The sequence below is a fragment of the Alkalibacterium indicireducens genome (assembly GCF_039522005.1).
Classification (GTDB): Bacteria; Bacillota; Bacilli; order Lactobacillales; family Carnobacteriaceae_A; genus Alkalibacterium; species Alkalibacterium indicireducens.
On the sequence record NZ_BAAADA010000195.1, the window covers coordinates 1 to 19816 of the forward strand.

16 protein-coding genes are annotated in these 19816 nt (G+C 38.9%); 10 read left to right on the forward strand and 6 right to left on the reverse strand.

What is annotated here, in order from left to right:
* The first annotated feature begins 653 nt into the window (after nucleotides 1-653).
* From ABFX15_RS10720 to ABFX15_RS10740, 5 genes are all read left to right on the forward strand, one after another.
* Complete coding sequence (locus tag ABFX15_RS10720) at nucleotides 654-2156, forward strand: type I restriction-modification system subunit M (RefSeq protein WP_346025403.1); 1503 nt, start codon at nucleotides 654-656, stop codon at nucleotides 2154-2156.
* A complete protein-coding gene (locus tag ABFX15_RS10725) occupies nucleotides 2146-3357 on the forward strand; it encodes a restriction endonuclease subunit S (protein ID WP_346025404.1) in 1212 nt (403 codons plus the stop codon). The genes ABFX15_RS10720 and ABFX15_RS10725 overlap by 11 nt, the downstream gene beginning before the upstream one ends.
* A 39-nt stretch (nucleotides 3358-3396) precedes the next feature.
* Complete coding sequence (locus tag ABFX15_RS10730; protein WP_346025405.1) at nucleotides 3397-6522, forward strand: type I restriction endonuclease subunit R; 3126 nt, start codon at nucleotides 3397-3399, stop codon at nucleotides 6520-6522.
* A gap of 114 nt (nucleotides 6523-6636) precedes the next feature.
* Nucleotides 6637-7962, forward strand: a complete 1326-nt coding sequence (locus tag ABFX15_RS10735; protein WP_346025406.1) for a hypothetical protein — start codon at nucleotides 6637-6639, stop codon at nucleotides 7960-7962.
* Between the two features lie 45 nt (nucleotides 7963-8007).
* Complete coding sequence (locus ABFX15_RS10740) at nucleotides 8008-8286, forward strand: hypothetical protein (RefSeq protein ID WP_346025407.1); 279 nt, start codon at nucleotides 8008-8010, stop codon at nucleotides 8284-8286.
* 256 nt (nucleotides 8287-8542) lie between these two features.
* Here ABFX15_RS10740 and ABFX15_RS10745 read toward each other — a convergent pair whose 3' ends face one another.
* Complete coding sequence (locus ABFX15_RS10745; protein WP_346025408.1) at nucleotides 8543-8956, reverse strand: hypothetical protein; 414 nt, start codon at nucleotides 8954-8956, stop codon at nucleotides 8543-8545.
* A gap of 187 nt (nucleotides 8957-9143) precedes the next feature.
* Between ABFX15_RS10745 and ABFX15_RS10750 the strand changes: the two genes are divergently transcribed.
* Together ABFX15_RS10750 and ABFX15_RS10755 are read left to right on the forward strand one after the other, a co-directional pair.
* Nucleotides 9144-9800 (forward strand): tetratricopeptide repeat protein, encoded by a 657-nt coding sequence (locus ABFX15_RS10750; RefSeq protein WP_346025409.1) that lies wholly within the window; start codon nucleotides 9144-9146, stop codon nucleotides 9798-9800.
* A 158-nt stretch (nucleotides 9801-9958) separates the two neighbouring features.
* A complete protein-coding gene (locus tag ABFX15_RS10755) occupies nucleotides 9959-10489 on the forward strand; it encodes a hypothetical protein (protein WP_346025410.1) in 531 nt (176 codons plus the stop codon).
* Nucleotides 10490-10601: 112 nt separating this feature from the next.
* On the opposite strand, the gene gloA is transcribed toward ABFX15_RS10755, so the two are convergent.
* The 3 genes from gloA to ABFX15_RS10770 all read right to left on the reverse strand — a co-directional run bounded on the left by gloA (nucleotide 10602) and on the right by ABFX15_RS10770 (nucleotide 13102).
* Nucleotides 10602-10982: a lactoylglutathione lyase gene (gene gloA / locus ABFX15_RS10760; protein WP_091266922.1), complete on the reverse strand. Its 381-nt coding sequence runs from the start codon at nucleotides 10980-10982 to the stop codon at nucleotides 10602-10604.
* Between the two features lie 207 nt (nucleotides 10983-11189).
* The gene (locus ABFX15_RS10765; RefSeq protein WP_346025411.1) at nucleotides 11190-12098 is read right to left on the reverse strand and encodes a UbiA family prenyltransferase; all 909 of its coding nucleotides are present in this window, start codon (nucleotides 12096-12098) and stop codon (nucleotides 11190-11192) included.
* Between the two features lie 14 nt (nucleotides 12099-12112).
* Entirely contained in the window at nucleotides 12113-13102 is a 990-nt protein-coding gene (locus tag ABFX15_RS10770; RefSeq protein WP_346025412.1) for a polyprenyl synthetase family protein, read from the reverse strand.
* Nucleotides 13103-13522: 420 nt separating this feature from the next.
* On the opposite strand from ABFX15_RS10770, the gene ABFX15_RS10775 reads away from it, so the two are divergent.
* A complete protein-coding gene (locus ABFX15_RS10775; protein ID WP_346025417.1) occupies nucleotides 13523-14926 on the forward strand; it encodes a DEAD/DEAH box helicase in 1404 nt (467 codons plus the stop codon).
* 674 nt (nucleotides 14927-15600) lie between these two features.
* On the opposite strand, the gene fabV is transcribed toward ABFX15_RS10775, so the two are convergent.
* On the reverse strand, nucleotides 15601-16794 hold the full coding sequence (gene fabV, locus ABFX15_RS10780) for an enoyl-ACP reductase FabV (RefSeq protein WP_346025413.1): 1194 nt from the start codon (nucleotides 16792-16794) through the stop codon (nucleotides 15601-15603).
* Nucleotides 16795-17089: 295 nt separating this feature from the next.
* Complete coding sequence (locus tag ABFX15_RS10785; protein ID WP_346025414.1) at nucleotides 17090-17419, reverse strand: hypothetical protein; 330 nt, start codon at nucleotides 17417-17419, stop codon at nucleotides 17090-17092.
* A gap of 175 nt (nucleotides 17420-17594) precedes the next feature.
* Between ABFX15_RS10785 and gloB the strand changes: the two genes are divergently transcribed.
* Together gloB and ABFX15_RS10795 are read left to right on the forward strand one after the other, a co-directional pair.
* Entirely contained in the window at nucleotides 17595-18296 is a 702-nt protein-coding gene (gene gloB, locus ABFX15_RS10790; protein WP_346025415.1) for a hydroxyacylglutathione hydrolase, read from the forward strand.
* A gap of 177 nt (nucleotides 18297-18473) precedes the next feature.
* Entirely contained in the window at nucleotides 18474-19682 is a 1209-nt protein-coding gene (locus tag ABFX15_RS10795) for a GGDEF domain-containing protein (protein WP_346025416.1), read from the forward strand.
* Nucleotides 19683-19816 lie beyond the last annotated feature (134 nt).

A 19816-nucleotide genomic window follows, 5' to 3' on the forward strand; every position in this document is an offset into this window, starting at 1 on the left:
TTAATCACGATGTTGGCTGCGATACTGGTGGCGTATCCACCTCCTTGATTTCCAAAATTGTTATTGTTCTGCCCTTCCTAGCCATAAGGCTAGTACTATGACGTCTGCTGACTTCTCATCATTCGTTGTTACTACGAAATTATCTCGTTGATGAGACCTCCCCGGGTAAGAACGACAACCTTCTGCTCATGTCACTGCTCCATTTACTGTACAGGATTCGGGCAGTATTGGACTTCACTTTGTTTGGCAAGCTCATCCGTCCTGATTCAGCCTTTGTATGAAGTTTCTGTTCGTCAGTGCAAGCATTTGCGTCCGTCTTCCTTCAGATTCCGCCTCACGGCGGACACCCTTGACTTTCGCTAACAGTTCCTACTGCCAAGTCTGTAGTGGACTTTCACCACCAAGTTGTCGCCCATGCCGGGCGCACCAAAAAATCCCCCATCGGCACATGCCGATGGGGGATAAACTATTGGTTTAAGTAAAGCTGTATTACTTTATTACTATATAGTGAAACCAAGTTAATAATATATACTTGAGAATTCTATACTTACAATCTTGCATACGCTTCAATATAGTAAATCAAAGTATTGAATTAAATACTAGTATATGCTGTGCTATAATGATAATAAGTAATATTAAGGAGAGCGATTTCATTGTCAGAAAAAGTAAATAGTGCAAACTTAGGTTTTGAGACGGAAATATTTAAAGCAGCTGATAAGCTAAGAGGAAATATCGATGCTGCCGAGTACAAAAACATCGTTCTAGGTCTAATCTTCTTAAAATATATCTCAGACAGTTTTGAAGAGCGTTACAATGAACTTCTTGAAGAAGGAGATGGATTCGAAGAAGATCGAGATGAATACCTCGCTGAGAATATCTTTTTTGTACCCGAGAAAGCACGATGGAACTACATAGCTAGGCATGCGACTGAGCCCGAAATAGGACAGGTTATTGATCAGGCTATGATTTCCATTGAGGAAGAAAATGATCGATTGCGTGGTATTTTGCCGAAAAATTATGCCCGTCCTGAATTAGACAAACGTCGCTTAGGAGAAGTAGTCGATTTATTTAACAATCTAAAATTAAAAGAGCACGGAAACTCTAAAGATATTTTAGGTCGCACGTATGAATATGCGATTGCACAATTTGCAAGCTTAGAGGGTAAGAATGCTGGTGAATTTTACACGCCATCAAGCATTGTTAGTACACTTGTAGAAGTGCTGGAACCTTATGAAGGCCGAGTCTATGATCCGTGTTGCGGTGCAGGTGGGATGTTTATACAATCAGCTAAGTTTGTCGAACGTCATCAAGGGCGGATTAATGAATTATCTGTTTACGGACAAGAAGCAAATGCCAACACATGGAAGCTAGCTCAAATGAATTTAGCAATTCACGGTATAGAAGGTGATCTAGGACAAGGCGCAGCGGATACGTTCTTTAATAATCAGCATCAAAGTATGCGGGCGGACTATATTTTAGCGAATCCTCCCTTTAACATGAGTGACTGGGGTGGAGATAAATTAGCCGAAGATGTACGTTGGCAGTATGGAACACCCCCAGAAGGAAATGCCAACTATGCTTGGATGCAGCATATGATTTATCATCTTGCTCCAAATGGGAAATTAGGTCTCGTTCTAGCTAACGGATCTTTATCATCAGGGGGAAAAGAAGGAGAAATACGTGCAAACATTATCAAAGATGATCTCGTGGAAGCAGTAATATCAATGCCAGGTAAATTGTTTTATTCAACAGGCATCCCTGTAACGCTCTGGATCATTAATAAGAAGAAAAAACGGAAAGGTAAAACACTTTTTATTGATGCACGTAGTCTTGGATATATGGTGTCACGGGCTCATAGAGAATTGTCTTTAACAGATATCGATTTTATTTCTAAAGCGTACCATGATTTTGTCAAAGGTGAAGATGTAGAAAAAGTTGGATACCTACATGAAGCTGATATAAAAGAAATAGCAAAAAATAACTTTGTCTTAATGCCAGGCCGATATGTTGGTTTAGAAGAAGTTGAAGATGATGGAATACCTTTTGAAGAAAAGATGGAAACATTAACAGGAGAACTTGGGGATCTAATAAATGAATCGCATAAATTAGAACAGATAATAAGAGAACAGTTAGGTGGTATAGGATATGACGTATAATTCTATCCCGATATCAGAAGGATTTGAAATTATAAGTGGTGGGACACCTAAAAGAACTGTAAAAAGTTATTGGAACGGAGATATCCCATGGATATCAATAAAAGATTTTAATGATGAGTATCGTTATCTATTAAATACAGAAGACTATATTAATAATGAAGGCCTTAGGAATAGCAGTACAAATATATTAGATAAAAACGATATAATTATTTCGGCAAGAGGAACGGTTGGGAAAATAAATATGATACGTAAGCCGATGGCTTTCAATCAATCCTGTTATGGATTGAGAGCAAGAGAGGGAATCGAAGCTAAATATGGTTATTTTGCGATAAAAAATTCGATAAGAGAGTTACAATCTCACGCGTACGGTTCTGTATTTTCAACTATAACTAAAGTAACATTTGATAATATTGAGATTCCCAAACCTAAATTATCAGAGCAAAAAGTTATTGGGAATATTCTCTCGTCACTGGATGATAAAATTGAAAATAATAATGCTATCATTGCAAATCTTGAAGAACAAGCACAAACGATTTTTAAGTCGTGGTTTATAGATTTTGAACCGTTTAAAGACGAGAAATTTACAGATTCAGAGTTGGGTAGATTCCCTGAAGGATGGAAAAAAATTAGTTTAGAGAATATTGCTACGTTCAAAAATGGTTTAGCAATGCAAAAATTTCGTCCTGAAACTGAACAAGACTCTTTACCCGTCTTAAAGATTAAAGAACTCAGAGCTAATAAAACGGATTCGAGTAGTGACAGATGTACTGTCGATATACCAAAAGAAGTACTAATAGAAAACGGTGATATTATCTTCTCTTGGTCAGGTTCTCTACTTGTTGAAGTATGGACAGGTGGTACTGCAGGACTTAATCAACACTTATTTAAAGTATCTTCAAATAAATACAATAAGTGGTTTTATTATTATTGGACAAAGTTTTTCCTGAATCAATTTGTTGCAATCGCTAGAGATAGAGCTACAACTATGGGGCACATCAAAAGATCTCATTTAAAAGAGGCAAAAGTACTTATACCTGATGACGTAACCTTAGGCGAGATGGACAAAGTTATGGATCCAATAATATCAAAAATAATAAATTTAGGTGTTCAAAATAAAAAATTAGAAGAACTTCGCGATACACTTTTGCCTAAACTTATGTCAGGAGAAATCCAAGTAGAAGAAGCAGTTGAAACAGAATAGAGTGTACAAAAAATTCAATCTTTACTAGGAGGTGAAACAATGGCAGAAGTGAAATTTTTAGAAGAAGGACTAGAAAAAGTCTTTCTCAAAGAAATTCATAATCTAGGTTATCAGTTTATTCCGAACCAGGAAATTATTCGTCCAAACTATAAGATACCTATTGCAGAGGAAATATTGAAAGATAGTTTAATTAAAATAAACCCAAAGGTATCTATGGATGTAATCGATCGAGCGCTTTATCACATCCGACATATTGATGCTGGTCTGTTAGAAAGCCGAAATGAACACTTTTTTGGTTATCTACAAAATGGTATAGAAGTTAGTCATTATGAGGAAGGTATACAGAAAACGACTCGCGTACATTTAGCAGATTACCAGGATATTGATAAGAACAGATTCGTGGTCACTAATCAATACACGATGATTGGTAAAGAACAAAAACGCCCTGACATCGTCATTTTCCTAAACGGGCTTCCTATTGTAGTGATTGAATTAAAATCCGCTACAACAACTCAGGCGGATATATCTAGTGCGTACCGACAAATCAAAAACTATCAATACGACATAGAAGAACTCTTTGTCTATAATGCATTTAATATCATTTCAGATTTCACACATACAAAAGTAGGAACCATTACATCTAATGAATCATGGTATAAAGAGTGGAAGACAACGAACGGGAACTATGAGAGTACGAGGTTTGCCGACTACAGTACACTACTTACCGGTATTCTACAAAAAGAACGATTATTAGATATAATTAAGAATTTTATTCTCTTTGAGCATAGAGAAGGTAATACGGTCAAAATAATGGGACAATATCACCAGTATTTTGCTGTCCATAAGGCGGTACAGTCTACTTTTCAAGCGATGATAGAGGGAGATGGACGCGGTGGTGTATTCTGGCATACACAGGGATCCGGGAAATCACTTTCGATGGTATTTTACACACAGTTAGTGACACGCAAACTGCATCAACCCACTTTTGTAATATTAACGGACCGTAATGATCTAGATGATCAGCTTTACGGGCAATTTTCAAGAGTACAAGAATTTTTGAGACAGACACCACTACAAGCCAATTCTCGAGCCCATTTAAAAGAGTTACTTAATAAGAGAAAGTCGAATGGTATCTTCTTTTCAACGATGCAGAAGTTTGCAGAGTCTGATGAACCATTGACTGACAGAAAAGATGTTATTGTAATGACAGATGAAGCTCACCGTTCTCAGTATGGATTAAGAGAAAAGGTGTCTCGAGATGGGAAAATCCAGCGAGGTATGGCACGTATCGTTCGTGAGTCGCTACCAAAAGCCACTTATGTTGGCTTTACAGGAACGCCGCTTACTGAAAATGACAAGGATACCCAGGAGGTCTTTGGGAGCTATATTGACGTTTATGATATGTCTCAATCAGTAGAAGATGGTGCCACAAAGCCTATTTATTATGAAAACAGAGTCATTAATCTAAATTTAAATGATGAGGTATTGAAACAAATCGATGCAAAGTATGATGAACTGGCTGATTTGGCTGAAGAATCTGAAATCGAAAAAAGTAAGCAAGAACTGAGCCGCTTAGAAGTTCTATTAGGTTCTGACCAAGCGATTGATACGTTAGTAACAGACATTCTTGAGCACTACGAGGGTAACAGAGCAGAGTTGTTAACAGGGAAAGCGATGGTGGTTGCCTATAATCGCCGTATTGCTATGAAACTATACAGACGAATGATCGAATTACATCCAGACTGGCAGGGTATGGTAGAAGTTGTTATGACTGGGAATAACAATGACCCTGAAGAATGGAAGAAAGTCATTGGTACAAAAGCTGATCGAGATGAACTAGCTCGTAAGTTTAAAGACAACAATGACCCAATGAAAATCGCTATAGTGGTTGATATGTGGTTAACTGGGTTTGATGTCCCTAGTTTATCCACGATGTATGTATATAAACCAATGAAAAGTCACAACCTGATGCAGGCAATAGCACGAGTGAACCGAGTTTTTGAAGAAAAAGAAGGAGGGTTGATTGTTGACTATATCGGCATTGGCAAAGCCTTGAAAGAGGCAATGAGTGACTATACAAAAGCTGACCAAGAAGCGATTGATAATGCGAACATTCGAGATTCTGCTTATCCTAAGTTTCAAGAAAAGCTAGAAGTGTGTCGGAATGTGTTCTTTAACAGCTTTAATTATTCACGGATTTTCTCAAAAGAGACGACTGATGCTGACATGGCAGACCTTATTCGTGAGGGTATCAATCATATGTTAAGCATGAACGTGGAGAAACAAAAAGATTTTAAGGATCAATCCTATCAATTAAAGCAAGCGCATACTCTATGTTCATCTGTGACATCCGAGAAAGAACAAAGGGAAGCTGCTTATATCGAAGCTGTCCGCATCAGTCTCAATAGAATCACCAGTACAACTACGAAACTATCACGGAAAGAAATCAATAAACAGATTAGCGAGCTCTTACACCAATCGATTCAAAGTGAAGGTGTTATAAATCTATTTCAAGACTTTGAGCGTGGCTTTAGTCTGTTTGATCCCAACTTCCTAGAAAAGATTGAGAAGTTGGAACAGAAGAACTTATCTGTTGAGTTATTAAATAAATTATTAACTGATGAGATACATTCTATCTTACGTACAGATGTAGTTAAGGGATCTGAATTTTCTGAACGTCTTCGCCGAATTATGAAAAAATATCGAGAAGGTTTAGTAGACAATGCAGAATCGCTGGACCGTTTTGCAGGCTTTGCAGATACATTAAATGAAGATTATGATGAATATAAAGCTACGAATGTGCAGAACACAAGAGAAGAGCTTGTTAAGTTAGCAAAAGAAGCATTGGCATTGGAAGAAGAGCATAAAAGCTTAGGTTTATCTCGTGCAGAAATGGCTTTCTATCATGCCATAAGTAATCCAAAAAATGTTCAGGATTTCTATACAGATGATCAACTGATTAAGTTGACGAAAGAATTAGCTGAATCAATATCAGAAGAAATGACCTCGGACTGGATGATGAGAGAATCCGGACGAGCAAACGTATATCGCACCATAAAGAGATTGCTGAAGAAATACAAATATCCAGGCAACTACAAAGAAGCTATTCAACTGGTCATTAAACAAGCAGAACACTGGGATGGTAGGCAGATGGCAGAAATGTAAAAGCAATATTAAACCTCCATATCCGAATATTAATGGATATGGAGGTTTTTAATAAATAGTATGGTACCGATCGTTTATAATTATAATAAACAATTTGAGAGAGGATGTATCTAAATGGACAATATTTACAACCCAAGTAAGGTTAACGATAGTAGGACAAGAGAATATTTTGAAGAGATATTAGCTAACTACAGTATTGGGAGTTATCGTACCTCAGTTGTTCAACTTTACACTGTCACAGTGAGTGACTTGCTGTTTAAATTAGAAAATATTAGTAATGAAATTAGAATTCTTGATGAGGATCACACTTTAGTCCGTTTATACGAAAGCATAAAACAGCAAATTAAAGACAAGCCTCACGATAGTTCTTGGGAGAAAAAATTGATAGATAGAGTTCATAAAGACACCGAATTAATTGATAACCATACTATTGTGCAATTAACGGCTTTGAAGGATATTAGGAATTTATCTGCTCATCCCTCTTTTAGAGATAGTTCAGATGGTGAATTAAGCATTTTTAACCCTACTCAAAACGAAGTAGTAACGTTTATTAAAATAATGTACGAAAATATATTCACTAAACCTCCTTTTTATATTGGTAATACCGTAGATTATTTTACCGAAACACTTAGTATGAGAAAACCAACGTTTATAAATGATTATAATTTTATGGAGTCCTACCTAAAAGAAAATTTCTTCTCTAAGATGGATAGTAGCTTATTATTTAAATTATTTAAAAGCCTATGGAAGCTAACCTTTTTAGTAGAGAATGATAATGTTGAGGAAAATAGAGAAGTATTATACTATTCTATCTTAATAATGGCAAAATATTTTAGAGAAAATAGATCAGAAGTAAATATAGTTGATATGTTGTCTAAAAGTAATGCTAAATTAAAAATTGATACGTCAAATCCGTACAAGGTATTTTATTTGACTTGTTTCTTGATGAAAAATACCGATATATACTCATATATTCAGGAAATTGGCCAAAAAGAATTTGAGAATGTTTTAGAAGAACATAGTGATGTTCAAGTGTTGGCACATTTTTTCAGCAAAGATTTAGATGACCATATCGAAAAGATAGATAAACCTATAGAAGGTTGTCATGAGAATACCATAAAAATGATTCATACTTATTACACTGAGGTAGGATACATTGATAAAATTAATAAATTATTAATAAAGAAATATAGTGAAGCGAAAAACTTTAATACGGCTGATGCTTCTTTCAAAAGATATATAGAACCTTTTTATAAAAAGTTTACAGATGATAATTTAATCTCATTCTTTGAAGAAACTAATGGTAATTCTCAATTAAATTCTAGAGGGAGAGCTAGATCGGAGAATAGCATAATAAGAGAAGAGGTTCAAAAGAGAGAATTAGAAATTGATTTTGAAGAAGATTTTAAGAATATCAATTTTAATATAGATAATGAATAGTGCAATAAAAACTGAGACTGTACTTAGTTGAATGGAGGAAAAACAGTGAGAATAAAATCAGATGATTTAAAGTACCCAATATTAATAGGTTATCCAACTGAAAATGGAAAACAACTAGCAGTATGGTGTCCTTATTGTGTTAGATATCATTATCATGGGAATGTAGAAGGTCATAGACTGGCACACTGTAAAAGGGAGAAATCACCATATAATAAAACAGGGTATATTATAAAAAAAGCTGATAATAATCAAATGAAGTTTAAAAATAGCTCTACTAGAAGTATAGATAACGCAATAATGAGAGAGGAAGGTAGGAACTTATAGAATAGCAAAAACGTATATAGTCAATTAAAGTACTTTATGATTTTAATGTCTGATAATTTTTATCATCGTGAAATGATACGGAGAACCGTATCATAAGTAAGGATTTTTTAAATAAGAAGTCATTTTTTGAATTGTTGTGCTTCTACTATTATTCTATATAAGGAAAAAAAGCCTTCAACTATCAGACAAAGGATTAAAGAAAAATTTCGTCAGATAGTTGAAGTCTTATCATTTAATTTCAAGAATAATTCTAGTTCTACTCTTCTACAAACGACCTAGTAGACAAAATATTCAAGCTGTTTTCTTCATCCCAAAATAGTCTAGGTCCTCGCATTTCCAGTTCATAAACACCATCTTCAGTTGTCACAGAGAATATATCAGTTTCTTCGTTAAATTCAACTGTGTAGTCTTGATATTCAGTATAGTCCTCATTTTCATCCGGTTGCTCAAATGGCAGGTCGTAATTATCTGTGTATTCATTTATCCCGTAATATATCATTTCCGAGGGATAAAAGCTAAGTAAAAGTCCACCATTATCAAAGGTTAATTGAACAGGCTCTTCTTCAATTGAAGCCTTGAACTTGTCATCAAAAGTAGTCTCCTCTTCTGAATCACACGCAGTCATTACTAAGACAGAGAGACAAGCTATACCAAAAACTCTTTTTTTCATGTTATCATCCCCACACTTTTCTTCTTAACACTTAATTGACAACTAATACAGGTTCAACTAAAATGTTTGAATATATTAAATATAATTATATTTAAATGGTTTGTACAAAGCAAATAGGTACTTAGATATTGCAGAGAGAAAATCATATGGTGCTACTAACAATACCAATTACGAAGGGGGCTTGTATATGGCTTTCTTAAAAGATCAAATAAATCAGGCATTTGAATTATTTGATAAAGGATACTTAGTTGAAGCAGAGGAATTATATCATGACTGTTTAAGCCAAATAACTGAAGTGAGTTCTGACCAATATATGAATATATTACATGGGTTAGGGTATGTAGAGGTAGCTCTAAGTAAGTTCGATGAAGCAAGAAGCCATTATGGTGACCTAATTAAAATAACCGTATCTAAAGGTGACAGCATGAATCATAGTATAGCGGTTCATCAGTTGGGGATGGTTGAACGGTCAGCAGAAAAATATGATGAAGCATTGAAGTTGTTTCAGCTAGAGGCTGAGCTGCTAAAGAAGTATAACAATGAATCTCCACTAAATTGGTCCGCTAACTTTTATGAGAGGGGCTTTGTAAATTTGAAAATTGGCAATATTAATAGGGCAGAGCAGCTTATGTGTGAATCATTGCAGCACGCAAAAGAATCTGAGGATGACATATGTATTGGCTGTTCTTACCGTGGATATGGAGAAGTTTTCCAAAATAAAAATGATGAAGCTTTAGCAGAAAAGTATTTCAAAAATGCGATAGCAGCCTTTAAAAGAGCTGAAGATTATATTGCAATAGAAGAAGTAAATGAGCTTTTAACCGGGCTCGGTCATAGTGAATGACTAAATATATTGCATACGTGAAACTAATGCAATAGTACAGAATAGTTAGTGTTTCCAATAGGCAAGTCTTTTTTTTAAAGACTTAGAAGTTACCGGGGCTTTAATAACTAGTATATTGGGATAAGGGTTTTTACAGCTCGATTTTAAAGGAGTATGTTATGAAAACCATACTATACTTACTATTACTAATTGTGTTAACTGCGTGTACGACTAATGATGACACAAACAATGCAAGGAAAGATGGTTCAGGTTTGAGTAATGATGCTCCTAGAATAATTGATAGGATAGATTATGTGGACTTTCTTGACGCTCATAATGAAGCAGAATTTACTCATTCTGATGACCTAGTAAATCCGGAGAATATAGCTTTCGAGGTCATTGTCGAAGGCGATAGGGAAACTGGAATATCGGACAATCAGTTAGAGCTGTATGTAGAGGTTGAAGAAGGAGAAGAGTTAGTCTTGGGGAGCACGCATTATGTTATTGAGTACTACAATGATGAAGAATGGGAAGCAATCGATAATGTGCCTTACGGACAAGAGGATGCTGAAGTTAGAGTGACATCGGATCAGCCGCTCACGCATACCTTCACTAGCATTGATGAATATGATACTGACTTCAATAACGGTATTTTTCGGATCATTAATTCTGGCTATGCTTTTCCTTTTTATGTGTATGTTTTAGAATGAAGGGGTGCCGAAAATCATAATTAGTCACAGTAATTCTATTACAATCTGAGTGTTTTCACATAAAGAAACGGCATGTTCATCATTCGTGATGAAAACATGCCATTTCTTAGTATTATTTAGCTCGTTTCACTTCAATACGGTAGCCATCAGGATCCGTTACGAAGAAGTAGCTTGGTGTGCCGCCTGATAGGCCTTTTAGCTCACCTGTTTTGTATGCAGATGCTTTACATATGTCGTGCATTTTTTCCAGATCATCGACTCTCACGCCTAGGTGACTGAAGCCGTCTCCGACTGTGTATGGATCGGCATCGTAATTGTAAGTCAGCTCAATCTGTACGGAAGAACCGGGAGAGTTCAGATAAATTAAATCGAATTTGTTTTCTGGAAATTCTCTGCGGCTGGCTATTTCAAAATCAAATAGATTGGTATAGAAGTCCAGCGTCGCATCAATGTCTCTGACGCGCAGGCAAATTTCAACGAGTTCTTGGTTCATAGTATCATCCTCCAATAATGTCTTATCTTTATTCTATCATGAATAAGGCCACTACGCATTTTTGAACTAACTGATTCGAAGCAGCAACTCGCCCATCCAGGACAAGTCAGCTTAAGAATCCATCATATTGAAAAAAAAATCAGTGATGGGTACTGAAGGAACATATCTTCAGAGCATCACTGATTTTTTTATTGGACAATTTAAGTCTTAAATATTCAACCAGGCGCCTATGAAGAAGGTGATGATTATCGGAACGGGTATGACGGCTGAATTGATGATCGATGTCATAAAGGTGGTCTGTTTGTCTTGTTCCTTCATGAAGATACGAATATTTTTCAGGACGTATGGGAAAGTCAATAAGGACAATGCCACTAACCTTGGGAAGGTCCCAAAAATGACGGATAAAATGATCGAAATATAAGCAGCGTAGTAAAAATATCTGTAGACCGTCAGCGCTTTGTCTACGCCGATATGATAAGGCAGGGTGAACCGGTTATCTTCAATATCTTCTTCCAGGTCGCAGATGTTATTGGCCAGTAAGATGGCCATGACTGTAATCGATGTAGGAACGGATGCGACGATGAACTGACCGATTGTGACCAGGTCGAATTGAACGACGTCAAAGGCGTTGACGTAAACCATGGCTGTAAAGATACAAAAGCCCATAGACAAGCCGACGAAGAATTCCCCAGTAGGTGTACTGGAAATGGGAATAGGCCCGAAGGTATAGAGCGCACCGATCAGCATTCCCCCAAAGCCGATAAAGAACAAGATAGGCGAGGTCTGAAGCGCTAAGAACAAGCCAATGACTAAGGCGACTGCTCCGGAAATAATATAGGCGATCCGGACATTGTTAAGCGGGATATTTTCTTTACCTACGACCATTTCCTGAGTAATGTCTGAGTTCTTGTTATCTGCAATATAGTAATCTAAGTAGCTGTCACGAATGTTGACGGCCATGTGAAAAACGATGACTGTAATCAGGCCCAGAAGTGAAAAGAACGGACGTAAGCTGTCGTAATTGTACCAGGCATACAGGATACCGATAAGGGCAGGAAAGAGGCTGGTTGTAGAGGTTTCCAATTGGGAAAGAACAATATATTGTTTGACTGTCATAATACTCTCCTTTTCTAATCTTCTCTTGTTAGTAGGGTCTTGGTCAATGAATACAGGACATCTTTTCCAGAATGATCTGGAAGGCTGTTGATGGATGCCAGAGCTTTATCAATGTAATGCTTTGCAGTAAGGTGGGCCCGTTCGATGCAGTCATGATCATGCAGCAAAGTGACCAGTGAGTCCAGTTCCTTGTCCGACAGGTCTTCACCTTTTTCTAATAGAGGAAGAAAGGCTTCTTTGTTGCTCTCTAATCCTAAAATGAGCGGGAGGGTGTAGATGCCTTGTTTGACGTCGTTTAAAACAGGTTTCGAGAGCTTTTCTGAAGTCTGCGTGTAATCCAGAATATCATCCAGCATCTGAAAAGCGATGCCGATATCCTGACCGATCGACCGGCTGAGCTCTATACTCTCAGGATCAGATCGGCCAAGATAGGCTCCTTCATAACAGCTCAGTTCAAATAGTTGAGCGGTCTTGCCTTTAATGCTTTCGAGATAATCTGTATAGGTGATGTCTGTATTGTAGACATGGGACATCTGATTAAGCTCACCCATCAGAACACGCTTCATCGACTGTGCATTCAGCTGAATAAGATCGATGGAGTCCGTTGCCTCTGCCAGCAGTTCGAAATACACCGAAATCAGCAAATCCCCTGTATAAACAGCCACGTCCTGACCGTGCTTGGACTGGACCGTCTCACTTCCGCGACGCGTGTCTGACTCGTCTATGATGTCGTCATGAATGAGCGTGGCTAAATGCAGGACTTCTGTCGAGGCAGCGGCCGCTATGATTTTTTTATGTGTATCTTTTGAAACAGAACCTGATTGTGAAAAAAGCAGAAGGTAAGCGGGTCTAAGTAATTTTCCTTGACTCTTTATGAGAGACGTGACCGTTTTTTCGATTTCCTTATTTTCAATGGTGATTTTTTCTATAATCAGTTCAAGACACTCCAGTAAAGAGGCTTGAATAGTAGGATAAGTGTCCCACAATGGATGAGTTTTAATCATACCGCTCTCCTTCGTTAACCAATGAGGCGTTGGTTCATTTTAATGCTAACAAGTGTTACTTATTAAGTATATACGAAATTCCAGGAAATCGTGCATAAAAACATCCGGCAACTTATTGAAAATTGTGTGAAGGTAGAAGAATAATATACGAGTTGCAATATGTTTCCAGATAAATGTACTCTTAAGTGATAACAAAGTGTTTAATTAGATAATCATTCCATAGGCAATAAAAGTATTTATTCACATGCCCTATAATGGTAGACTGTAGACGCAGTAGGCTTTATTAAGAGAGTCTATAGTTATTTAGGAAAATTCACTAAGCTGAAAGATGCTGTTAGCATTCGGCAAAGAAGAAAGCAGGAAACTAAAATCAAGACATCATTCGAATCATTCGGGATCAGTCCCGAGATAGTAAAAGCACTGACAGTTCTGCGCTACTTCAACCCGACGGCGGTGCAGGAAGCGGTCGTTCCGTTGGCATTAGAGAATAAAGACATTATCGTGGAATCTCAGACAGGGAGCGGCAAGACTGTCGCTTTCGGCATTCCCCTGTGTGAACAGGCAGAGTGGGAAGAGAATAAGCCTCAGGCACTGATCATGGTTCCGACCCGCGAGCTGGCTCTGCAGGTCAAGGAGGATCTGATGAATGTCGGCCGATTAAAGCGGATAAAGGTTACAGCCGTATTTGGTAAGGCCCCCTTCAAAACGCAGAAGTCCGAACTGAAGCAGAAAAGTCACATCGTAGTCGGTACGCCGGGGCGCATATTGGAACACTTGAAAGAAGGGACACTGGTCGTCGACAAAGTCAGCAGTTTGGTCCTGGATGAAGCAGATGAAATGCTCAACATGGGCTTCATCGATCAGGTGGAGGATATTATTGCACACTTGCCGCAGGAACGCCAGACAATGCTGTTTTCCGCAACCATGTCGGAGGAAATCAACCGGCTGGCCAGTTTTTACATGCGTGACGACCGGAAATCTGTCAAAATCGAGGCTTCTGAACAGAATACGCCGAAAATTCTGCATTCCTATATCAACGTGGAAGAAGCAGCTAAGCAGAGACAACTCATGGATCTATTGACTGTAGAAAATCCCGACGCCTGCATTATCTTCTGTAATACGAAAGACACCGTTGATGCGGTGGAAACGTATCTGAATAAAGCGGACTTGCCGATCGATAAGCTGCACGGCGGGATGGATCAGGATGACCGTCTGGCTGTTATGGATGCCTTCCGCTCTGGAAAACTTCGTTATCTGGTGGCGACCGATGTAGCGGCTCGTGGGGTCGACGTAGACAATCTGACACATGTCGTGAATTATGATGTGCCATTTGAAAAAGAGAGCTATACGCACCGGACCGGTCGTACTGGCCGAGCTGGCAGAAGAGGACTGGCATTGACCATGGTCAGTGAACAGGACCAGAGACGCTGGGAGGATATTCTCGACTTCGCTTTCAATGACGGCCAGGAACTGACAGAAATTTTTGCGCCTAGTGAACGTCTGGTATACCGTTCGAAAGCAGCCTTTAACAAGAAAATAAATGCACGAATCAAGCCGAAAAATGCCCGAAACAAAGAACTGAATAAAGACATCTCTAAGGTCTACTTCAATGGAGGCAAGAAGAAAAAGCTGCGTGCCGTTGATTTTGTCGGTACACTGACCAGCATCAGAGATGTATCAGCCGAAGATATCGGCATCATCACGATTCAGGAAAATGTGACATACGTTGAAATCATGAACGGAAAAGGACTTTACGTCATTTCCCAGATGCAGGACCGGACTGTTAAAGGCAAGACGCTGAAAGTCCGCAAAGCGCGCAAGTAATGTGCAGGTTTATTAGTAAAGGTTGTTAGGGCTAGACTTGAGTGTATCTTTCGATCATATATAGAATAAAAAAGAACTAGTTGATAGATGAGTTAGTAAACAGCTCTTCTGTCAACTTTTTTAATTTTCATCAGAAAAAAATTAGAAAGATTATCAGAAGCTATTTATCAGGCAACGAGATTTTAAAAAAATTACTTATTTAAGGAATCTCGTGAAAAAAGAGTGATTTTTGTCATAGATGAGTATCCCTATCTGGCAAGCACCAAAGCCTCGGCGATTTTTTCTCTATAACCGGTAGGGTTGCTGAGCATTTGACTTTTATCGAGCTTGGTATATCTTTGAAAGACAATATAATCAATCTGTACTTTACACTGAGAAGCAGGATTTATAAGTAACTGGCTAATCTACTTCTGGTTGCAGCCAAGCAGTGGGCGAGTGAACAGGAAGTAGATGCTATTTATCTAGGAACAACTCCGTATTTTTAGCGGCACACCGTTTTCATGCCAAACACGGCTTTCAGTGGATAAATCAGACTGATCTGCCTGAAGGCTTTCCCGTTCTGGAAGTCGACGAGCTTTTTTTCAAGTACAACTTTTAAACTCAGAATACAAAGGAAATGGACAAGCAAAAAAGGGTGTGACCGTGATGTCATACCCTTTTTTGCAGCATTTAAATTAGTATTCCCAGGACTTCAGTTCATCGATCGTAATGTCTTCATCGACATAATTATCGACCATGAAGCCACTTAAGTTTGAGAATTCTTTATAGAATAAGTCATAAGCAGTCATGTCATTATTGAAGTTATCTTCGTTCAGTTTCATGATCAGCTCTTCTGTTTCAGCCTGAGTGTCACTGTCTAGTTCCCAGCTGTCCGGTCGCAGGCGTCCTTCGTCATCGTATTCAGGCTTGTCTCCGTAGATCATCTCACGGTAAATTCTGTCCTGATGCATGATTGGTGTTTCGTGTGTGCCTTTTTCAGACATCACTTTATACAAACCGATACAATAGACGATGAAGAATGGAATAACTGAGCTGGCTTTAGTCGTTACCGCTGTTGCAACAACGATTTGAGCCTTCCCATTGATATCTGCCAGGAGCTTGTTGATGTTGTCTGCTTTGACGTCACAGTCTGCTTTTGCCTGTCCGAGAGTACCTCCGCCGTAATACGGGCGATTCAGTTCTGTACCTAAATATGAATAATTGGTCGTCAGTACACCTTCGGACAAGACATCAGCTTCTTTGAGCGCCTTCATCCATAGTTCCCAGTCTTCGCCACCCATAACTTTAACGGTATCTGCGATTTCCTGTTCAGTTGCAGGCTCCAGAGTATCTATGAAGAATTCTTCTTTCTGCATGTTGATGTTCGGTCCGACTACTTTATCTCCAATCGCTTTGATTGAAGAGGTGTAAGTTTCTCCAGTATCCGGATCAGTTCGGCGTCCGCTTGCGAGACTGTAGACCACAAGATCGACTTTTCCACCGAATTCATTTTTGATGTAGTCGATGACTTCCTGCTTAGCATCGTGACTGAAAGCGTCAGTTACGAAGTTCTTGGCTACCAGTCCTTCTTTTTCGGCTGCTTCGCGGAAAGCGATGTTGTTGTACCAGCCGGCTGTTCCCAAATTACGTTCGCTCTTAGGGCCTTTTTCAAATGAGACACCAATTGTATCTGCTCCTGCTCCAAATGCCAGACTGATTCGGGTAGCCAGTCCGTAGCTAGAAGAAGCCCCGATAATCAAGACCTTTTTAGGTGCATCGTAGTGCCCTTTACTCTTCACGTAGTCGATCTGGTTCAAAACTTCCTGCTTGCACCCTAGTGGATTGACCCCCAAGGCCACATTCCCCCGGATATTCTGCTTGAATTTCATTGTTCTTACCCCCAAAGCTTATTATAGAAATATAATAGCAGAAAAAGGAGGCTGAGAGAAACGCACATTAATGAACCTGGAGATTATGATTGCGAGACGATGCTTATATAGTGACAAAAAGACAGGAAGGGAGTAACAATGGACAGAGAATCCTATTGTATACTTACTTGTGTCTCATGAAGTGCTATAATCACACTAACTAAACTGGTAAAGGATTAACTTTATATAAAAGAGGTCTGTCTTTAGGTATTGTTTTTTTCGAGATTTTGTTCACTAAAAGAGGGAGGACCTGACTTTACTTCTTCACTCTCAGTTGAGCATAAGATCTGATACTGAAGATGTTGAGTACAATGGTGACAAGTAGAAGAATGCCGGCTACCCAAGTCAGTACGGAGCTGGTATCAAGTAAGGCTCCCCAATCCTGAATCTGGACCAGGTGATTGTTGTAGAGGAGATGTAACCATAAGGCGGCAGTACAAAAGGCAAAACTGCTCAGAACAAGTAGCGACTGATTGTAAGTTCGTCTGATCGGTCGGACGATTTGATAAGCTGGAAGGGCCCAGGCTAACAGTCCGAAAAATAGACTGGCAACATTTAACCACTCATATGCAAATTCTTGAGACATAAGGAATATCCTCCTCATCGCTGATTTGCTTATAGTATAATCTAAGTAGATAGAAAAAAATACCTCTGTTATGACATTATTTCTAAATTATTTCTAAAAACGTAAGGACTGTCATGAAAAATAAAATAAAATCATAAGGTAAGGTTATAGAATAATATAAAAAGGAGCGATTCACATGCATGTTTATCCAGTCAAAGCATTTTCCGATAACTATATTTGGGTGATTGAGGAAGGTCAGGAGGCAGTCGTTGTTGATCCCGGAGAATCTGAAGGCGTCATTAAGCATCTGAAAGATAAGGAATTAGTCCTGCATGCGATTATTTTAACTCACGAGCATAATGACCATATCGGCGGGTTAAAAGCTGTTCTTGAAGACTACCCTGGAACACCGGTATACGGACCAGTGGAAACGAAGCACCTGGCTGATCATATTGTCAAAGATGGAGACACATTTACATTGTTGAATGAGACATTCAAGGTGATGAAAACGGCAGGACATTCTTATGAGCACATCAGTTATCTGACAGATGGAGCCCTGTTCTGCGGAGATGCTCTGTTTTCCGGAGGGTGCGGACGAGTATTTACAGGAGATTACAAAGCACAATATGAGGCGCTGCAGAAATTTAACGAGCTCGATGACGATACTCTAGTGTATGCGGGTCATGAATACACTCAGACGAATCTGACATTTGCTCAGTCGGTTCAGCCCGATAATCAGACGATTACGGATGCGCTTAAAAAAGTTGAGGAGATGAGAGAACAGGATAAACCGACTTTGCCGTCTACCATTGAAAAAGAGAAGGCTATTAACCTGTTTCTCAAGGCGGAGACACTTGAAGACTTTATTAGTCTACGAAACGCACGTGATGAGTTTTAACGGAATTAACTCCAAGATGGTGACAAAAGTGTGATTTTTTAACTGAAGAGGTAAAAAAGGGGCTAATATTTTTCGGACTTATGATGCGGGGTGAGGTGAAGTATATTATAATTATGAAAATGTTGAATCCTTGCAGCAAGTGACGGTCACATGTTCAGGATGACAACTGGATATTGTATGAAATGTGGTGACCCCATGCCTTTTTATCTTGATATGAGAACCCTCTTTGTTACGCTAGTGATCGGGCACTTTTTTACAGCTGTACTCATCAGTGCGTACTGGAAAGAGCACGATAATGAACCTGCTCTTGACCATTTTCTAATAGCTAAATGCCTTCATGCGATGGCCTGGCTGCTGCTCGCTCTGAGAGGAGGCATTCCTGATGTGCTGACTATTTCTTTGGCCAATACCATGCTGTTTGTCGGAAATGCCTATGAGACGATTGCCATATTGAAAGTGAAAGGCCATTACACATTTTCAGTCAAGCAACTGTATATCTATCTGACCATAGGACTGATTGCAGCCTTTCACATCGTCATGCTGACAGCAAATATTGAAAGTCACAGGATAGCGGTAGCATCCATTGGAACAGTATCAATGATAGTGCTCCCTACTTTTTACCTTCTGACTGAAAAAAATGCTTCTGTTTTATCGCGGCTGATGGGATACATCTATGGACTGATTATACTTTCATTTTCGATCAGAACCGGTATGGCACTGATGAGTGAATCGCAGATGGGTCTGTTCACACAAAGTGGTGTTCAAAGTTTCTCTCTTCTAACGGTTTTCTTCGTTATGTTTTCGACAAATACGGGTTTCATCCTTCTTCTGAAAGAAAAGGCTGACGAAGAACTGATGAGGCTGGCCAGTTATGATGATCTGACAGCATCTATGAACAGACGGACATTTATCCGACATGGAACGCAGACTCTTCAAACCTATGCCAGGAAAAAAGAACCGGTGTCCTATCTGCTTTTCGATATCGATTTCTTCAAACTGATCAATGATCAATATGGTCACGAGGTTGGAGACAGGATCCTTCAGGATATGTCGGAAAAAATACGCAGCCTTCTTGTAAGTAATCAGCTTTTTGGACGATACGGGGGAGATGAATTTGCCATTCTCCTTCCTGGAATGGATCCGGATGAAGCGTTTAGTGCAGCAGAAATGATTCGACTAACCATTCTCAATCCAATAAAAAAAGAGTTGCCGGTCTACAACGTCAGTATAGGACTGGTCACCATCGTTCCTGATGGCTCAACTCAAATGAGCCAGCTGTATATTGAAAGCGATAAGGCGCTCTACACTGCTAAGGCTAATGGAAAAAATTGTGTGTATGCAAGGAATCTAGATACAGAACCGGAAATCAGCGGCGTTGCAAGCTGATAATGATTGACTACCAATTAAAAAAACGTTCAGCGCAACAGTCGCTGAACGTTTTTTCTTAATCGTGCGCCCGGCATGGGCGACAACTTGGTGGTGAAAGTCCACTACAGACTTGGCAGTAGGAACTGTTAGCG

Excerpts from the sequence above, each read along its gene's own strand:
- ABFX15_RS10745 (WP_346025408.1), bottom strand. The coding sequence starts at position 8,956 with ATGAAAAAAAGAGTTTTTGGTATAGCTTGTCTCTCTGTCTTAGTAATG.
- gloB (WP_346025415.1), top strand. The coding sequence starts at position 17,595 with ATGCATGTTTATCCAGTCAAAGCATTTTCCGATAACTATATTTGGGTG.
- ABFX15_RS10725 (WP_346025404.1), top strand. The coding sequence starts at position 2,146 with ATGACGTATAATTCTATCCCGATATCAGAAGGATTTGAAATTATAAGT.
- ABFX15_RS10765 (WP_346025411.1), bottom strand. The coding sequence starts at position 12,098 with ATGACAGTCAAACAATATATTGTTCTTTCCCAATTGGAAACCTCTACA.
- ABFX15_RS10770 (WP_346025412.1), bottom strand. The coding sequence starts at position 13,102 with ATGATTAAAACTCATCCATTGTGGGACACTTATCCTACTATTCAAGCC.
- ABFX15_RS10730 (WP_346025405.1), top strand. The coding sequence starts at position 3,397 with ATGGCAGAAGTGAAATTTTTAGAAGAAGGACTAGAAAAAGTCTTTCTC.
- ABFX15_RS10755 (WP_346025410.1), top strand. The coding sequence starts at position 9,959 with ATGAAAACCATACTATACTTACTATTACTAATTGTGTTAACTGCGTGT.
- ABFX15_RS10735 (WP_346025406.1), top strand. The coding sequence starts at position 6,637 with ATGGACAATATTTACAACCCAAGTAAGGTTAACGATAGTAGGACAAGA.
- ABFX15_RS10750 (WP_346025409.1), top strand. The coding sequence starts at position 9,144 with ATGGCTTTCTTAAAAGATCAAATAAATCAGGCATTTGAATTATTTGAT.
- ABFX15_RS10785 (WP_346025414.1), bottom strand. The coding sequence starts at position 17,419 with ATGTCTCAAGAATTTGCATATGAGTGGTTAAATGTTGCCAGTCTATTT.
- ABFX15_RS10795 (WP_346025416.1), top strand. The coding sequence starts at position 18,474 with ATGAAATGTGGTGACCCCATGCCTTTTTATCTTGATATGAGAACCCTC.
- fabV (WP_346025413.1), bottom strand. The coding sequence starts at position 16,794 with ATGAAATTCAAGCAGAATATCCGGGGGAATGTGGCCTTGGGGGTCAAT.
- gloA (WP_091266922.1), bottom strand. The coding sequence starts at position 10,982 with ATGAACCAAGAACTCGTTGAAATTTGCCTGCGCGTCAGAGACATTGAT.